Origin of the sequence: Dactylosporangium maewongense (assembly GCF_039531485.1) — a bacterium.
Classification (GTDB): Bacteria; Actinomycetota; Actinomycetes; order Mycobacteriales; family Micromonosporaceae; genus Dactylosporangium; species Dactylosporangium maewongense.
This window is the reverse complement of the sequence record NZ_BAAAQD010000018.1, coordinates 243,121-258,757: the sequence shown is the minus strand read 5'-3', so window position 1 is coordinate 258,757 and position 15,637 is coordinate 243,121. Positions and strand designations below refer to the sequence as shown.

Here is a 15,637-nt window from a genome sequence, read left to right as displayed (position 1 = left end):
CCAGGTGAGCAGTTGGTACCCAATGCCGGGCATGGATACACCAGAGGCTGAAAGTAGGCGTTAGATGAGCACCGCGACCCAGCTGTCGTACGACGAGGCGGTGGCGCGCTTCGAGCCGGTCATCGGCCTGGAGACGCACGTCGAGCTCGGCACCAACACGAAGATGTTCTGCGGCTGCCCGACCGAGTTCGGCGCGGAGCCCAACACGCAGGTCTGCCCGGTCTGCCTCGGCCTGCCCGGCTCCCTGCCGGTCGCCAACCGCGCCGCGATCGAGGCGACGATCCGCATCGGGCTCGCGCTCAACTGCTCGATCGCGCCGTGGGGCCGCTTCGCCCGCAAGAACTACTTCTACCCGGACATGCCGAAGAACTTCCAGATCAGCCAGTACGACGAGCCGCTGTGCGTCGACGGCTTCCTTGAGGTCGAGGTCGACGGGGAGCTGGTCCGCATCGGCATCGAGCGGGTCCACCTGGAGGAGGACACGGGCAAGTCGCTGCACGTCGGCGGCTCGACCGGGCGTATCCACGGCGCCACCGAGTCCCTCGTGGACTACAACCGCGCCGGCATCCCCCTCGTCGAGATCGTGACCAAGCCCGTGCCGGGCACCGGGGCCCGGGCGCCGCAGATCGCGAAGGCCTATGTCACGGAGCTGCGCGACGTCATCCGTTCGCTGGGTGTCTCCGATGTGCGGATGGAGCAGGGCTCGATGCGCTGCGACGTGAACACGTCGCTGAACCGGCCCGGCGAGGAGTGGGGCACCCGCACCGAGACGAAGAACGTCAACTCGCTGCGCAGCGTCGAGCGGGCCGTCCGGTCCGAGATCATCCGGCAGTCCGGGGTCCTCACCGACGGCGGGACGATCATCCAGGAGACCCGGCACTTCCACGAGAACACCGGCGAGACCACGTCCGGCCGCAGCAAGGAGACGGCGACCGACTACCGGTACTTCCCGGAGCCGGACCTCGTGCCGCTCGCGCCGGCCGCGGAGTGGGTCGCGGAGCTCAAGGCCGCGCTGCCGGAGCTGCCGCGGGTCAGCCGCCAGCGCCAGCAGGCCGAGTGGGGCTTCTCCGACCTCGACATGCAGTCGGTGCTCAACGCCGGCGCGTGGGAGCTGATCGAGGCGACCGTCGCCGCCGGCACCAACGCGGCCGCCGCCCGCAAGTGGTGGCTGGGGGAGCTGGCCCGGCACGCCAACGAGACCGACAAGGAGCTCGACGCGCTCGGCGTCAGCCCGGAGGCGGTCGCGCAGCTGCAGGGCCTGGTCGACGCCGGCAAGATCAACGACAAGCTCGCCCGGGTGGTGCTGGAAGGCGTCATCGCCGGTGAGGGCACGCCCGCCGAGGTCGTCGCGGCCCGCGGGCTGGAGGTCGTCTCCGACGAGGGCGCGCTGACGAAGGCCGTCGACGAGGCGATCGCCGCCAACCCCGACATCGCCGCGAAGGTCCGCGACGGCAAGGTCGCCGCCGCTGGTGCGCTCGTCGGCGCGGTCATGAAGGCCACCGGCGGCAAGGCGGACGCGAAGACGGTCCGCGAGCTGGTCATCGCCCGCTTGTCGTAGGCGACGAGGCACGGACTAGGGCGGCGCCGGCACCCCGGAGGGTGCCGGCGCCGCTTTGTCGCTGCTCACGAAGTCGAGCTGGTCACCGCGTTCGGCGTCGGCACCGCTTGTCGGCGGTCACGAAGTCGATCTGGTCGTCGCGCTTGCCGTCGACGCCGGGTCACGGACGGCGTCGGCGCCGCTTTGTCGGCGACCGCGATGTCGATCTGGTCGTCACGCGCTTGGCGTCGGCGCCGCTTGTCGGTGGTCACGATGTCGAGCTGGTCGTCACCCCGATCGCCGTTGGCGACGGGGTCACGGACGCGGATGGCGTCGGCGATGGGGACGGTGGTGGCGCCGCCTTGTCGGGGGCCACGATGTGCCGCTGGAGCGACACCTCCGTCAAGCCCGTCCCGCCGACCTGGATGTCGTCGTACGCCGTCAGGTGGCGGTCCTTGTCGAAGTACAGGATGGACAGCGCGAGCGGCAGCGGCTTGGCGCTCTCCAGGCCGCGCAGCCCGGCGCCGCCGGTGGAGCCCTCGACCATCAGCAGGGTGCGCTCCGGCTGCGTGACCGCGGGCGACGCGCCGTCGGACGGCAGCACGACCGGAATGGTCGGGTCGAGTCGCGTGATCGAGCGGGCGTGCCGGTGCCCGGCCAGGACCAGCGGGCAGATCCCCGCGAGGGGCTGCGCGGCCACCGGGTCGTGGACCAGGGCGACGTCGACGGGCTTGGGGTTGGCCAGGATCTTGTCCGCGAGCAGCTGCCCGGAGGAGACGACCGCCGCGTGCTGCTCCTCGTTGGTCGCGTCGGTCGACTTGTCCGGGGTGAACCGGGGGTCGCCGATCCCGGCGAACGTCAGGCCCTTGACCGTGGTGATCGAGTTGTCGAGCACGGTCGCGTTGGGCTGCTTCGCGACCGCGGCGGCGGTGACCGCCGAGTCGTGGTTGCCGCGGATGTACAGGTACGGCACCCGTAGCTTGCTGATCTCCCCGACGTAGGAGGCCTCCGGCTCGCTGCCCCAGTCGTTGATGTCGCCGGTGTCGACGACGACGTCGACGCTGAACTGGTCGGCGACGGTGCGGACCACGCCCCACGCCGCCGGGTTGAGGTGCATGTCGGAGATGTGCAGGACCTTGGTCGCGCTGGTGTCGGGCTCGTACACGGGCAGCGCGGAGATCGTGCCGTACAGCTTGGAGACGTTGAGGACCAGCTTCTGCAGCTGCGCGCGGTACTCCTCGTAGCGGTCGGTGATCCGGCGGGCGTCACCGATGATCGCCGGCGCGTTCACCAGCAGGCCGCGGTAGGTCGGCTCCTGGATCGCGGCGGGCTTGAACGTCAGCGCGGTCGCGCCGCCGACCGAGGCGAGCACCGCCACGACCACCAGGCCGCCGATCGCCGTCTCGCGCCGGGCCCGGAACACCAGCCCGACGAGGATCAGCGCGCCGAGCAGCCCGGAGCCGGCGGTCTGCAGCGCCAGCCGGCGCACGCCCAGGTTGAGCTGGTCGACGGCGTCGTGGCTGACCTGCTCCAGGTTGCCGCCGCCGGCGACGACCGCCCTGGTCCGCGCCTCGTCGAGCGACTCCAGGCGGATCTCCAGGTGGGCCGGGCCGTCGTGGCTGTCCAGCTCCAGCGACCCCAGCGGCGGGATCTCCACCGACGTGTCGCCGTGCCACGACGGCGTCAGCGACAGCTGCGCCTGGAACGGCCCGATGTCCTGGGTCGTGTGCCCGCCGAGCTCGACGCCGATGAGCATGCCGACGATCGCGACGACCCCGAGCAGCGCGCCGTGCAGGATCCGCCGCCATACCGTCTGGCTGGTGCGGAACGTGCGGCGTTGCCGCCGGGCGGCCGCCATGATCGTCCGGCGCTGAATCCGGCGGGCGGCCAGCGCGGCCCGTCGGTGGAACGGTGAGGTCAACTCTTTCCGGCCCCGCCCACGTTGCTGATCACGATCCGCAGCAGCTTGTCATCGTCGGCCTTCGGCGTGCCGCGGCCGTCCTTGTTCGACGTCGAGACCCAGATGCTGTTGTCCGGCGCGGCGACCGCGGCGCGCAGCCGCCCGTGCGTGTCCTTGAGCAGCGCGCTCGGCTCGCCGAGGAGGCCGCCCTTGTCGGTGAGCTGCATCACGTACAGCCGCTCGCCCTTCAGGCACGAGGTGACGAGGAACCCTTCCATGGCCGCGAGCCCGGAGCACGACGCCTCGGACGTCTTCCACACCTGGATCGGGTCGACGAACTTCGGGTCGTTGCCCTTGCCCTCGTACGTCGGCCAGCCGTAGTTCTTGCCCGCCTCGATCACGTTGATCTCGTCCCATTCGCCGGCGCCGAACTCCACGGCATACAGCCGGTTGTTCTTGTCCCAGGCGAACCCTTGCACGTTGCGATGTCCGAAGCTGTACACGGCGGTTCCGAACGGGTTACCGGGGGCCGGCTTCCCGTCGGGCTGGATCCGCAGGATCTTGCCGCCGAGGCTGTTGAGGTTCGGCGCGTTCTCCGGCTTCGACGCGTCGCCGGTCGACACGTACAGGAACCCGTCGGGTCCGAAGTGGATCTGGCCGCCGTTGTGGATCCCCGCCTTCGGGATGCCGGTCAGGATCGGGGTCGGCGGCTCGCCGAGCGTGAGCTTGGCGACCCGGTTGTCGTCCTTGGCGGTGTAGTAGACGAACACCGTCTTGTCCGTGTCGTACTGCGGCGACACCGCGATGCCCATCAGGCCGCCCTCGCCGCCCGGCACGACTTCGTCGATGGTCTGCACGGTCGTCACGGTGAGCCCGTCGGACGTGGACTCCTTGCCGACCTTCAGGAGCTTCTTGCTGTCACGCTCGGTGACCAGCGCGGAACCGTCCGGAAGGAACGCGATGCCCCACGGCACCGCCAGGCCCTTGGCCAGCACGGTCGTCGCGACCTGCGTCTGGCCGCCCTCCTCCTCACCGCCGGACGTCGACGCGCTCGGATACGGCGACAGCTTCGGCGGGGAGCCCAGCTCATCAGGGGGCGGCGGGCCGAACGAGCAGCCGGCGAGGGCCAGCATGACCGTGGCGCTCGCCGCCAGGCACTTCGCGTACGTCCGGGCTTTCACCCGCCCAAGACTAGCGTTGCGATACATCTTCTTCCTTTCAACCTTTGTCCGCGGGTCGGCGTCTGCTGGTGTGACGGTGCGTTGCGACCTTGTGCAGAGGAGCCATATGGCGGCCGAGGAGTTCCAGGACTTCGTCGAGGTTCGATACGGCGACCTGCTGCGCACCGCGTTTCTGCTGACCGGCAGCCGGCACGCCGCCGAGGACCTGCTGCAGAGCAGCCTGCTGAAGGTCATGCGGCACTGGGACCGGGTCGACGAGCCGTTCGCCTACGTGCGGCGGGTCATGGTCAACCAGCGCACCAGCATCTGGCGGCGGCTGCGCAACGCCGAGGTGCTGACCGGCGATCCACCGGACCGGCCGGGTCCGATCAGGTCCTCGCCCGGCGGATGCTGCTGGAGGCGCTGGACGGGCTGCCGGCGCGGATGCGTGCCGTGCTGGTGCTGCGGTACTGGGAGGACCTGACCGAGACGGAGACCGCTTCGCTGCTGGGCATCTCGGTCGGATCGGTGAAGAGCAGCGGCCCTACCCGCCGCTGTCGACGTGGACGCGGGCGCTGCTCGACTCGCCGACCCGCGGCTCGCTCGCCGGCGACGCGGACCTGCTGCGCGCCGTCGAGTCCTCCTTCTCCGACGGCGTCAAGGTGCTGTTCCTCGGTGACGTGTCGGGGCGCCGGTTCCTCGTGTACGTGCGCTACGACGAGCGCTCGGCGACGCTGTACCACAGCGACATCCCCATCCAGGGCGCCGTGGAGGACCTCGTCGGCGGCGCTGTCGCGGGGCCGCTCGGGCCGCTGGTCACCGTCACCAGCACCGCCGTGCCGGTCACCATCGGGCTCGCCCCGGCGGCCTGCGCGATCGAACGGTCGATCGGCGCCTCCGCCAGCCCGGAGAACACCGTCGAGCACAAGTGGGCGGGCGCGCCGGACGGCAGCTGGACGGCCTGGGCGGCGCCCGACCCGCAGGAGCGCTGGCGGGTCGGCTGCGACGGCAAGATCCGCTCGGAGGCACCGGCCGTGCTCGACACCTCCTCCTACGAGCACCTGATCTCGTCCGCCGGCATCCAGCACGAGCCGCTGCGGCAGCGCTGGAGCGGTCCGATCGAGGGATCCCCCGGGACGTGGACGCTGTCGACCGCCCGCCTGCCCTCCGGCGCCGTCGCGGTGGTGCTCGCCGACGCCCCCGCCGCGGCGACCGTCGCGACCACGTTCACGGCGGCGCCCGGTCGCGGCGGCTCCGGAGTGGTGTCCACCTCCATCAGCGCCGACCCGGACGTGATCGTCATCCGGGTGCCGTCCCCTTCGGGCCAGCTCGGCGACCGGGTGCTGATCTTCACGGCGAAGCCGGGCGCGACCCAGGCCTACGTCCGGGCGGAGATCGGCGGCCTCGGCGCGGCGCTGACCGGCGGCGTCGCCGTGACGAACGCCCGGCCCGGGCCCGTCGCCGTCCGGGACGCCACCGGGGCGGAGCTCGGCTCGACGTGGCTGTTGGAGGAGGTGTCGCAGCTGTTCGGGGAGAGGCTCGTCTCGGACTGGGAGTCCTGATCGCTACTGTTCGCCGGTGAAGGTTTGCATCCCGCACGAGGACGGGCTGGCGCTGCTCGGCCCGCTGCCTGCCGCGGTCTCGGTCACCGTCTCCGTCACGCCCGACGACGTCGAGTTCTGGGTGCCGCCGTTCCTTGCCTCGCCGGACGTGGTCGAGCTGGCGGCGTCGCTGCCGCGGCTCGCGGTCGTGCAGCTCATGAGCGCCGGCGCCGACCGGTGGGCGGGCCGGCTGCGCCCCGGCGTGCAGCTGTGCGACGCCCGCGGGGTGCACGACTCGTCCACGTCGGAGTGGGTGGTGGCGGCGATCCTGGCCTATCTACGCGATTTCCCGCATTTCGTGCGGACGGGACGGGAGTGGTCGTACCGGCAGACCGACGAGCTCGCGGGCAAGCGGGTGCTCATCGTCGGTGCCGGCTCGATCGGCGCCGCGGTCGAGGCCCGGCTGGCGCCGTTCGAGGTGTCGGTGACCTCGGTCGCCCGGCGCGCGCGGGACGGCGTCCACGGCGTGGAGGAGCTGCCGTCGCTGCTGCCGTCCGCGGACGTGGTGGTGCTGCTGGTGCCGCTGACGCCCGAGACGACCGGACTGGTCTCGGCCTCGTTCCTGGCGGCGATGCCGGACGGGGCGCTGCTGGTCAACGCGGCCCGGGGACCCGTGGTCGACACCGGCGCGATCCTCGCCGAGACGGCGTCGGGGCGGCTCGGCTATGCGACGGACGTCACCGACCCGGAGCCGTTGCCGGCGTCACATCCGCTCTGGGACCTGCCGAACGTGCTGATCACTCCGCACGTCGCGGGTTCTGTACGAGGTCTGCTCCGCCGTGCCTATGCGCTGGCGGGAGATCAGGTGCGACGGTTCGCCGCCGGGCAGCCGCTCATCAACGTGGTGGTCGACGGCTACTGAGTCATCGCCGTGATGCGCTCGACGTCCTGCGGGCGGACCGCGTCGAGCTTCACGAAATGTCCGTTGGCGAGGCGGGCCTGGACGACCCCCTCCTGACTGACCAGGCCGTCGACCGCGGCCCACGGCACGCGGCGGCTGCCCAGCAGCGCCCGCACCGTGAAGCCGTCGTCGTCCACGTCGGTGCCGGCCCGCCACGCCCACACGGCGATCGCGATCGGCACCAGCAGGACGGGCAGGAACCAGAGGCTCTCGGCCAGCAGCGGGATGGCGCCGATGGTGGCGATGCCGGCCGCCACGGCGAGCGATGCGCTGCGCCGGAACCTGACCTTGGGACGCGTGGTTCGGGTGGTCACAAGGACAAGTCTCGCACCTTTCGTGGAACTGCTTCTTGTCGGTGGGTCGGGGCATACTGGCGCGGTGGGGGAGCAGGATCGGGACGGGCGGCTCTCGCCCGGCACAGCGCTCAGGGTTACGCTCGGTGCCGTGTTCGTCGAGATCGCGACAAGTCGGCGTGCCGGTGGTCGCGGCTGCTTGGAGGCCCGGATTTGACCGGCAACACGTGGCACTCCGGCGTCAAGAGCAGCCGCCGGGTCGGCGTGCGCCCCACCGGCGTGCTCGCGGGTGCGTTGATCGTCGCGGCGGCCCTGCTCGCCCTCGCCGTCGCCGGCTGGGGCGTCATGGAGCTCAGCATCATCTGGAGCGCCGCCGCGATCCTGGCGCTCATCGGTGTGCTCGTCCTCACGCTGCGTGGCTTCCCCATGTTCGCGATCCTCGCCGCGGTCACCGGCGCCGTCGCCTGGGGCGCGGCCACCCGCACCTGGCTGCCCGGCGGCTGGACCGACTTTCTCGGCATCATCAAGTTCATCGGCGTCAACCTCGGCTTCGACGTGCCGCTCATCGGCGCCTTCCTTGCCGCGCTGATGCTCGACGCGCGCCGGCTGTCCCGCGCCGCCATCGACGAGGCGGTCAGCGGCCGCCGCTGGTGGGGCAAGCCCGACGACCACCTGCCGCGGCTCAAGGAGCTCGAGGTGCTGCCGTCGGCCCGGTTCTTCGCCCTCGGCGAGGGCGGCTGCACCCATCTCGTCGTCGCCGGGCGGCGGGTCGCCCTGTTCCTGCCGACCGTCTGGCCACACGGCGAGTTCTCCATGGACGCCTCCGGCCAGGTCCTGCGCGGCGGCCGCCTCTTCGTCCCCGGCTCCGAGGACGTCGACGGCCTCGCCGCCGAGGTGCACACCTGGCGCGAGCAGCTCGGCAAGGTCGGCGGCGCCGTCCGCGGCTACCTCGTCGTCGCCCCCTCACGCGGCGACGTCAGCGAGGATCTCGTCATCTCCGTCGCCCCCGGCGAGCACCTCCACCTCGTGCACGCCCACGAGATGGTCGAGGCCGCGGGGCGCTGGCTCGCCGCCGAGCCCTACCGGGTCGAGCTCTCCGTCATGGAGCGCCTCCTGGTGATCGCCGCCGGCAACAAGCTGCCCGAGCCGTCGCCCCTGGCCCGCTCCTTCGCCCGTATGACCACCGGCTCGCACCCCACCGTCCCGGCGTCGCCCACCGTCGCGGACGCCGCCTTCGCTGCGGCCGCCGGCACGTCCACCGACGCGGAGCCCGCCTCCCTCCGCGACCGGCTCACCCGGGGCCGCTTCGGCCGCTCCGCCAGTTCGGCCAACCCCACTTCCCCGCCGGCTTCCCGCCGCGGCGACCATGACGAGGACGGCTCGGTGCGCGACCGCTTATCCGACGGCGACGGGTTCTCCTCCCGCCGCGGCGACTACGAGGAGGACGGCTCGGTCCGCAGCCGCTTCGGCCGCTCGTCGGACCTGTCTTCCTCTTCCTCCTCCGATCCTGAGTCGGCCGACCCGGCCAGCGACTCGTGGGAGTCCCGCACCACCCGGGAGCTGGTCGGCTCGTGGGACAGCGAGTCGGCCAACAAGCTGGCCGCGTGGGCGGCGGCGGGCTCCGACCCCCGTGCCGACGAGGACTCTGACGACCACGTGCCGCGTGAGGACTTCGGCAGCGAGCCGGCCGCTGACCGCCGCTGGTCCTCCTCTTCCCCGTCGTTGTCCGACAGCGACGGGGAAGCCCGGTTCTCGTGGTCGTCGGACCGGGCCGAGCCGGCCTTGGCGGAGTCGGATGCGCCCAGGGGCGTCGGCCGCCGCCGCGCTCCTGAGGAAGAGCCCTTCCCATCCCGGCCGTCGTCCCCGCCGCCCTCGACCTGGCCCGCCGCGTCGGCCCAGCCGCCGTCCCCCGCCGCGTCGAGGCTGCCGCCCGCACCTGAGTTCCGGCCCGCCCCTCCGGCGCCGGAGCCGTCGGCCGACCGGTTCGCGTCGCTGATGTCCGAGTTCGACCAGATCGCCAGCGACCCTGACCGGTTCGGGTTCGCCCTGGACACCCCCGCAGACCCGGACACCCCGCCCGCGACGTCGCCCAGCAGCTCCACAGACCGTGCCTGGTCCTCGCCCCGTGGTTCGTCGCCGGACCTGACCGATGGCTCATCGGACCGTGCCTGGTCCTCGTCCCGTGAGCCGTCGTCGTCTCGTGGGCCGGCGGCGGAGATCGGTGATTCGTCGGACCGTGGCTGGTCGTCGTCCCGTGGGTCGTCGGACCTGGCCAGTGGCTCGTCGGATCGCAGCTGGTCCTCGTCCCTTGAGTCGGCGGCGGAGCCGGTTGGCTGGTCCTCGTCGCGTGAGTCGGCGGCGGAGCCGGTTGGCTGGTCCTCGTCGCGTGAGTCGGCGGCGGATTCGATCGGTGATTCGTCGGATCGTGGTTGGTCTTCGTCCCATGGGTCGTCGTCGGATCTGGCTGGTGGCTCGTCGGATCGCGGCTGGTCTTCGTCCCGTGAGCCGTCGTCGGATCTGGCTGGTGGCTCGTCGGATCGCGGCTGGTCTTCGTCCCGTGAGCCGTCGTCGGATCTGGCCGGTGGCTCGTCGGACCGTGGTTGGTCGTCGTCTCGTGAGTCGGCGGCGGAGTCGGCTGGCAGGGCTTCGGACCGTGGTTGGTCGTCCGAGCCTGGGCCGGCGTCCGATCTCGGCGGCCGGACGTCGGATCGCGGTGGCTTCTCCGACCTGGACAGTCCGGGCCGGACTCCGGCAGACCCGGCGCGTTTCGGCACGCCGGCGAGTGACCGCCCGGCCCGGCGCCCCGTCGAGCGGCCGGCCGAGCGGCCGGCATGGACCGGCAGTCTGTTCGACGGCGAGAAGCCCGAGCTCGTCGCCGAGCCCCTTGAGCTCAGCCGCTCCTGGCAGGCCGACGCCGAGGCCCGCTCCCTCCGCCGGCGCGAGCGCCAGCAGCCCTCCGCCACCCACAACTCCGCCGACGACCCCGTGTCCAGCGCTCCGACATCGGGCGTTCCCACCTCCGGCATCCCGACGTCGGGCGGGCCCACCTCCCGCATCCCCACGTCAGGTGCCCCGGCCTTCGGCGGCCCCACATCGGATGCTCCGGCCTACGGTCGACCCACGTCAGGCGCTCCGGCCTACGGTGGACCCACGTCGGGTGCTCCGGCCTCCGGTTTCCCGGGGTCGGGCGGCTCGCGGTTCGACGGCTCCGCGTTCGGGAGCTCGTCGGACGGTCCCTCCGGTGCCTGGCCGGTGTCCTCGCCTGCCTCTGCCGGCCCGGCCGCCTCCGCCAGCCCTGTCGAGCGGCCTACCGTCCCGCCGTCGACGCCGTCCCGGGCGGACGCGTTGCCGGAACCTTCGTGGGGACGTGACTCTTGGTCGCAGGGCTCGTCCGCGGGGCCGGCACTGACGGAGCGATCGTCCGCGGCCTCCTCATGGTCGGACTCCGCGCGGCCGGCGCAGGGCCGTTCCGAGGATTCGTGGTCGGGCTCGTCCTGGTCTGACTCCTCGCAAACGGATCATCTCCGCTCTGATCGGAACTGGTCAGACGCTCCGAGCTCGGATCGTGCTGCTTCGGATGCGGCTGGTTCGGATCGCGCTTGGTCGGAGCCTTCACGTCTGGAGTCTTCGCGTCCAGAGTCTTCGCGCGCTGATTCTTGGCGGTCGGAGTCTGCGCGGTCGGAGCAGGACCGGTCGGATCGGGCGGGGTCGGACGAGGGGCAGGTGGGGGTTCCGAGGGCTGGGGCTTCGGCAGCCACGTGGTCGGAGCAGGGGCAGACCGGCGTATCGCGAGCGGGTGGACGAGACGACGACCGGGCCGGCGCGCAGCCGGGCACGAGGGCGGCGGGTGCCGCTGAGGACGGCGCTGACTGGTGGGACGCCGAGGCGGCGGCTGGCTCCCGGGCCGGTGTCGACGAGGCGCCGGTGGAGCAGCCTGCCAAGCGGTCGCGGTGGGGGTTCTCGAAGGCGGGGAAGGGCAAGAAAGGCCAAGCTGCTGCGGGCGATGCCCCGGCCGGGCGTCCCGGGTCCGGAGCGCCTGCGGCCGGGAGTGACTGGGCCGCAGGGACGGAGGCCGGGCAACGGGCCGGGGCGGCCGATCCCTCGACGCCCGCTGGACGGCCTTCCTGGGCGACCGACCCGACGACCGGTTGGGAGAGCGACCCGAGTGGGGAGTTCACGTCCGAGCGACGTGCCGGCTCCGCGTCGCGCACCACCGGCACCACCGGCACCGCCCGTCCCGACCACACCGGCGACTGGGCCGCCGGCTTGGACCGCGGAGACAACGGCCGGGGCGGCGACGACTGGGCCAGTGGTTCGGGGCGCGGTGCTGACAACGGTCGGGGTGGCGGTGACTGGGCCGGTTCGGACCGCGGCGGTTCGGATCGCGGTGGGGACTGGGCTGGTGGGGCGGACCGGGGCGGGCTGAGTGGGCGCGGTGAGGACCGGGGCGGGCTGAGTGGGCGCGGTGAGGACCGGGGCGGGCTCGGTGGGCGCGGTGAAGACCGCGGCGGGCTGAGCGGGCGCGGTGAAGACCGCGGCGGGCTGAGTGGGCGCGGTGAGGACCGGGGCGGGCTCGGCGGGCGCGGCGAGGACGTCGAGCGGGCCGGGGACCGTGGCCGGGGGGAGCGGGGTGGGTTTGGCGGGGGTGTGCCGGGGCAGCGGCAGCGCGCGCGGGACATGGTGTTCGACGACGATGTGGCGCCGTTGGAGCTCAACCTCGACGAGGAGCCCAAGAATCCCGACCAGAAGTCACGGCGGTTCCTGCGCCGCGGCAAGTAGCGACGAACGCCGCAAGTAGCGACGAACAACCACACGAGGGGCGGATCCGGTCACACGAACCGGAGCCGCCCCTCGCGTGTTGTGGGGTCAGTGCCAGCCGGGCATCGGGTACGCGGACAGCAGCTCGCGGACCTCGGCGGCGATCGTGTCCAAGGCGTCGTCGTCGGACTTGATGGCGGCGTCGACGGCGCGGGAGATCCAGTCGGCGACCTGGGGCATCTGGGTCTCGGTGAGGCCGCGGGTGGTGAGGGCGGGCGTGCCGATGCGCAGGCCGGAGGGGTCGAAGGGCTTGCGGGTGTCGTACGGGACGGTGTTGTAGTTCGTCTCGATGCCGGCGCGGTCGAGGGCGCGGGCGGCGGGCTTGCCGCCGATGTTCTTGCCGGTGAGGTCGATCAGGATGAGGTGGTTGTCGGTGCCGCCGGAGACCAGGTCGAAGCCGCGCTCCAGCAGGGCGGCGGCGAGGGCGCGGGCGTTGGCGACGATCTGGTGGGCGTAGGTGCGGAACGACGGCTGGGCCGCCTCGCGGAGCGCGACGGCGATGCCCGCGGTCGTGTGGTTGTGCGGGCCGCCCTGCAGGCCGGGGAAGACGGCCTTGTCGATCGCCTTGGCGTACTCCGCGGTGGAGAGCAGCATCGCGCCGCGCGGGCCGCGGAGGGTCTTGTGGGTGGTGGTCGTGATGACGGAGGCGTGGCCGACGGGGGAGGGGTGCGCGCCGCCGGCGATGAGGCCCGCGATGTGCGCGACGTCGGCGACGAGGACCGCGCCGACCTCGCGGGCGATCTCGGCGAAGCGCGGGAAGTCGATGGTGCGGGGGATGGCCGTGCCGCCGGAGAAGATCAGCTTCGGGCGTTCCCGCAGGGCGATGTCGCGGACCTCGTCGAAGTCGATGAGGCCGTCGGACCGGCGGACCGTGTACTGCACGGGGCGGAACCACGCGCCGGTCGCCGAGACGGACCAGCCGTGGGTGAGGTGGCCACCCATCGGCAGGGCCATGCCCATGACGGTGTCGCCGGGGGCGGCCAGGGCCATGTAGACGGCGAGGTTCGCGGGGGAGCCGGAGTAGGGCTGCACGTTGGCGTGCTCGACGCCGAAGACCGACTTGGCGCGGGCGATCGCCAGCTCCTCGATCGGGTCGATGAAGCGCTGGCCCTCGTAGTACCGCTTGCCGGGGTAGCCCTCGGAGTACTTGTTGGTGAGGACGGTGCCGGTCGCTTCGAGGACGGCCTGGGAGACGTAGTTCTCCGAGGCGATCATCCGCAGCGTGTCGTGCTGCCGGGCGGCCTCGCGCTGGATCAGGTCCGCGAGGTCGGGGTCGGCCGAGGTGATCGACGGCAGGGCGGGAACATGCATGGGGCTTCCTCCCATACGGGTGACCGTGGCACCCAGGCGCGCGGTGCCAGCGATGCAGGAAGCTCCCCGGTGGTCGGTTCCACCTTGATGTGCGCCAGTCGCAGTACCACCGATGCTAGTGCACGACCGGGCGGAAACCCCGGGCCGATCCGATCGAACTGGCCCGGGGTGACGACCGTTACGGCACCTTGCGGTAGGCGCCGTCGCTGGCCGCGGTGGCCATCGACGCGTACGCGCGCAGCGCCGCCGAGACGGGTCGCTGCCGGTCCAGCGGCGTGTACGGCCGCTCGCGCTTCTCCTGCGCGACGCGGCGCGCGGTCAGCACGTCCTCGTCGACGACGAGGCTGATCGAGCGGTGCGGGATGTCGATCTCGATCCGGTCGCCGTCCTCGACGAGGGCGATGAGCCCGCCGCCGGCCGCCTCGGGCGAGATGTGACCGATGGAGAGGCCGGAGGTGCCGCCGGAGAAGCGGCCGTCGGTGATGAGCGCGCAGGCGCGCCCCAGGCCCCGCCCCTTCAGGAACGACGTCGGGTAGAGCATCTCCTGCATGCCCGGCCCGCCCTTCGGGCCCTCGTACCGGATGACCACCACGTCACCGAGGACGACCTCCTTGGCGAGGATGCCGTCCACCGCGGACTCCTGCGACTCGAAGACCCGTGCCGTGCCGTGGAAGACGAGGTTCTCCTCGGGCACGCCGGCGGTCTTGACGACGCAGCCGTCGGGGGCGATGTTGCCGAACAGGATCGCGAGGCCGCCGTCGGCGCTGTAGGCGTGCTCCTTGGAGCGGATGCAGCCCTCGGCGGCGTCGGTGTCGAGCGTCGCCCAGCGGTTGGACGTGGAGAACGGCTCAACGGTGCGGACCCCGCCGGGCGCGGCGTGGAAGAGCTCGAGCGCGGTTTCGGAAGCGTTCCCGGAACGGATGTCCCATTCGGCCAGCCAGCTGGACAGGTCGGGCGAGTGGACGCTGCGGACCCCATCCCGAAGCAGGCCCGCGCGGTTGAGCTCGCCGAGGATGGCGGGGATGCCGCCGGCGCGGTGGACGTCCTCCATGTGGTACTTGGGGCTGTTGGGCGCGACCTTCGACAGGCACGGCACCCGGCGGGAGATGCCGTCGATGTCGGCGACGCTGAAGTCGACCTCGGCCTCGCGGGCGGCCGCGAGCAGGTGCAGGACGGTGTTGGTGGACCCGCCCATGGCGACATCGAGGGCGACCGCGTTCTCGAACGCCTCGCGGGTGGCGATCGCGCGCGGCAGTACCGACGCGTCATCACCCTCGTAGTACTGCTTGCACAGCTCGACGACGAGCGAGCCGGCCCGCTCGAAGAGGGCCTTGCGGGCGCTGTGGGTGGCGAGGGTGGAGCCGTTGCCGGGCAGGGCGAGGCCGATCGCCTCGGTGAGGCAGTTCATCGAGTTGGCGGTGAACATGCCGGAGCAGGAGCCGCAGGTCGGGCAGGCGGAGCGCTCGATCTGGCCCAGCTGCTCGTCGGTGACCGCCTCGTTGGCGGAGGCGATCATCGCGTCGATGAGGTCGAGCTTGGCGTGCACGACGCCCTCGATCGCGACGGTCTTTCCGGCTTCCATGGGGCCGCCGGAGACGAAGACGGTGGGGATGTTGAGGCGGAGCGCGGCGAGCAGCATGCCGGGCGTGATCTTGTCGCAGTTGGAGATGCACACGAGCGCGTCGGCGCAGTGCGCCTGCACCATGTACTCGACGGCGTCGGCGATGAGCTCGCGGCTGGGCAGCGAGTAGAGCATCCCGCCGTGGCCCATGGCGATGCCGTCGTCGACGGCGATGGTGTTGAACTCCTTGGCGACCCCACCGGCCTCGGCGACCGCGTCCGCGACGATGATCCCGAGGTTGCGCAGGTGGACATGGCCCGGCACGAACTGCGTGAAGCTGTTGGCGATGGCGACGATGGGCTTACCGAAATCTGCGTCGGTCATGCCGGTGGCGCGCCAGAGGGCGCGTGCGCCGGCCATGTTGCGACCAGAAGTGGAGGTTTTGGATCGCAGCTCGGGCATACTTGTGAGTCTGACACGTTCCAGATCGTGGGACCGGTTGACTCGGGCGGTGAGATGCGCAAGAGTGGGGGAATGTCGTCGAGGTCGCTGCGA

At 72.0% G+C, this 15,637-nt stretch carries 9 protein-coding genes, 2 pseudogenes and 1 riboswitch; of the genes and pseudogenes, 6 read left to right on the top strand and 5 right to left on the bottom strand.

Annotation, left to right across the window (positions count from 1 at the left end):
• The first annotated feature begins 64 nt into the window (after positions 1-64).
• Positions 65-1,558, top strand: coding sequence for an Asp-tRNA(Asn)/Glu-tRNA(Gln) amidotransferase subunit GatB (gene gatB, locus ABD332_RS38585; protein WP_344508138.1), 1,494 nt, complete (start codon positions 65-67; stop codon positions 1,556-1,558).
• Positions 1,559-1,805: 247 nt separating this feature from the next.
• Here gatB and ABD332_RS38580 read toward each other — a convergent pair whose 3' ends face one another.
• Both ABD332_RS38580 and ABD332_RS38575 read right to left on the bottom strand, forming a co-directional pair.
• Entirely contained in the window at positions 1,806-3,458 is a 1,653-nt protein-coding gene (locus ABD332_RS38580) for a metallophosphoesterase family protein (protein WP_344508136.1), read from the bottom strand.
• On the bottom strand, positions 3,455-4,645 hold the full coding sequence (locus ABD332_RS38575) for a PQQ-dependent sugar dehydrogenase (RefSeq protein ID WP_425552355.1): 1,191 nt from the start codon (positions 4,643-4,645) through the stop codon (positions 3,455-3,457). Before ABD332_RS38575 ends, ABD332_RS38580 begins: the two co-directional genes overlap by 4 nt.
• Here ABD332_RS38575 and ABD332_RS38570 point away from each other — a divergent pair.
• From ABD332_RS38570 to ABD332_RS38555, 4 genes and pseudogenes are all read left to right on the top strand, one after another.
• Positions 4,569-4,880 (top strand): annotated as a pseudogene (locus tag ABD332_RS38570) (sigma factor); the annotation flags it as partial. The gene ABD332_RS38575 and the pseudogene ABD332_RS38570 sit on opposite strands and share 77 nt — an antisense overlap.
• Before the next feature lie 125 nt (positions 4,881-5,005).
• A pseudogene (locus tag ABD332_RS38565) lies at positions 5,006-5,080 on the top strand (sigma factor-like helix-turn-helix DNA-binding protein); the annotation flags it as partial.
• Positions 5,081-5,259: 179 nt separating this feature from the next.
• The gene (locus ABD332_RS38560; RefSeq protein ID WP_344508134.1) at positions 5,260-6,159 is read left to right on the top strand and encodes a hypothetical protein; all 900 of its coding nucleotides are present in this window, start codon (positions 5,260-5,262) and stop codon (positions 6,157-6,159) included.
• 16 nt (positions 6,160-6,175) lie between these two features.
• Positions 6,176-7,060 carry a 2-hydroxyacid dehydrogenase gene (locus tag ABD332_RS38555; RefSeq protein WP_344508132.1) on the top strand — a complete coding sequence of 295 codons (885 nt, stop codon included), beginning with the start codon at positions 6,176-6,178 and terminating at the stop codon, positions 7,058-7,060.
• On the opposite strand, the gene ABD332_RS38550 is transcribed toward ABD332_RS38555, so the two are convergent.
• Complete coding sequence (locus ABD332_RS38550) at positions 7,054-7,413, bottom strand: PH domain-containing protein (protein ID WP_344508130.1); 360 nt, start codon at positions 7,411-7,413, stop codon at positions 7,054-7,056. The two genes, ABD332_RS38555 and ABD332_RS38550, sit on opposite strands and share 7 nt — an antisense overlap.
• 192 nt (positions 7,414-7,605) lie before the next feature.
• On the opposite strand from ABD332_RS38550, the gene ABD332_RS38545 reads away from it, so the two are divergent.
• The gene (locus tag ABD332_RS38545; protein ID WP_344508128.1) at positions 7,606-12,171 is read left to right on the top strand and encodes a hypothetical protein; all 4,566 of its coding nucleotides are present in this window, start codon (positions 7,606-7,608) and stop codon (positions 12,169-12,171) included.
• An 87-nt stretch (positions 12,172-12,258) separates the two neighbouring features.
• Here the strand turns inward: ABD332_RS38545 and ABD332_RS38540 are convergent, their stop codons facing one another.
• Together ABD332_RS38540 and ilvD are read right to left on the bottom strand one after the other, a co-directional pair.
• Positions 12,259-13,521, bottom strand: coding sequence for a serine hydroxymethyltransferase (locus tag ABD332_RS38540; RefSeq protein ID WP_344508126.1), 1,263 nt, complete (start codon positions 13,519-13,521; stop codon positions 12,259-12,261).
• Positions 13,522-13,544: 23 nt separating this feature from the next.
• A riboswitch (ZMP/ZTP riboswitch) is annotated at positions 13,545-13,633 on the bottom strand.
• Between the two features lie 66 nt (positions 13,634-13,699).
• Positions 13,700-15,544 (bottom strand): dihydroxy-acid dehydratase, encoded by a 1,845-nt coding sequence (gene ilvD / locus ABD332_RS38535; RefSeq protein WP_344508124.1) that lies wholly within the window; start codon positions 15,542-15,544, stop codon positions 13,700-13,702.
• Positions 15,545-15,637: the final 93 nt, after the last annotated feature.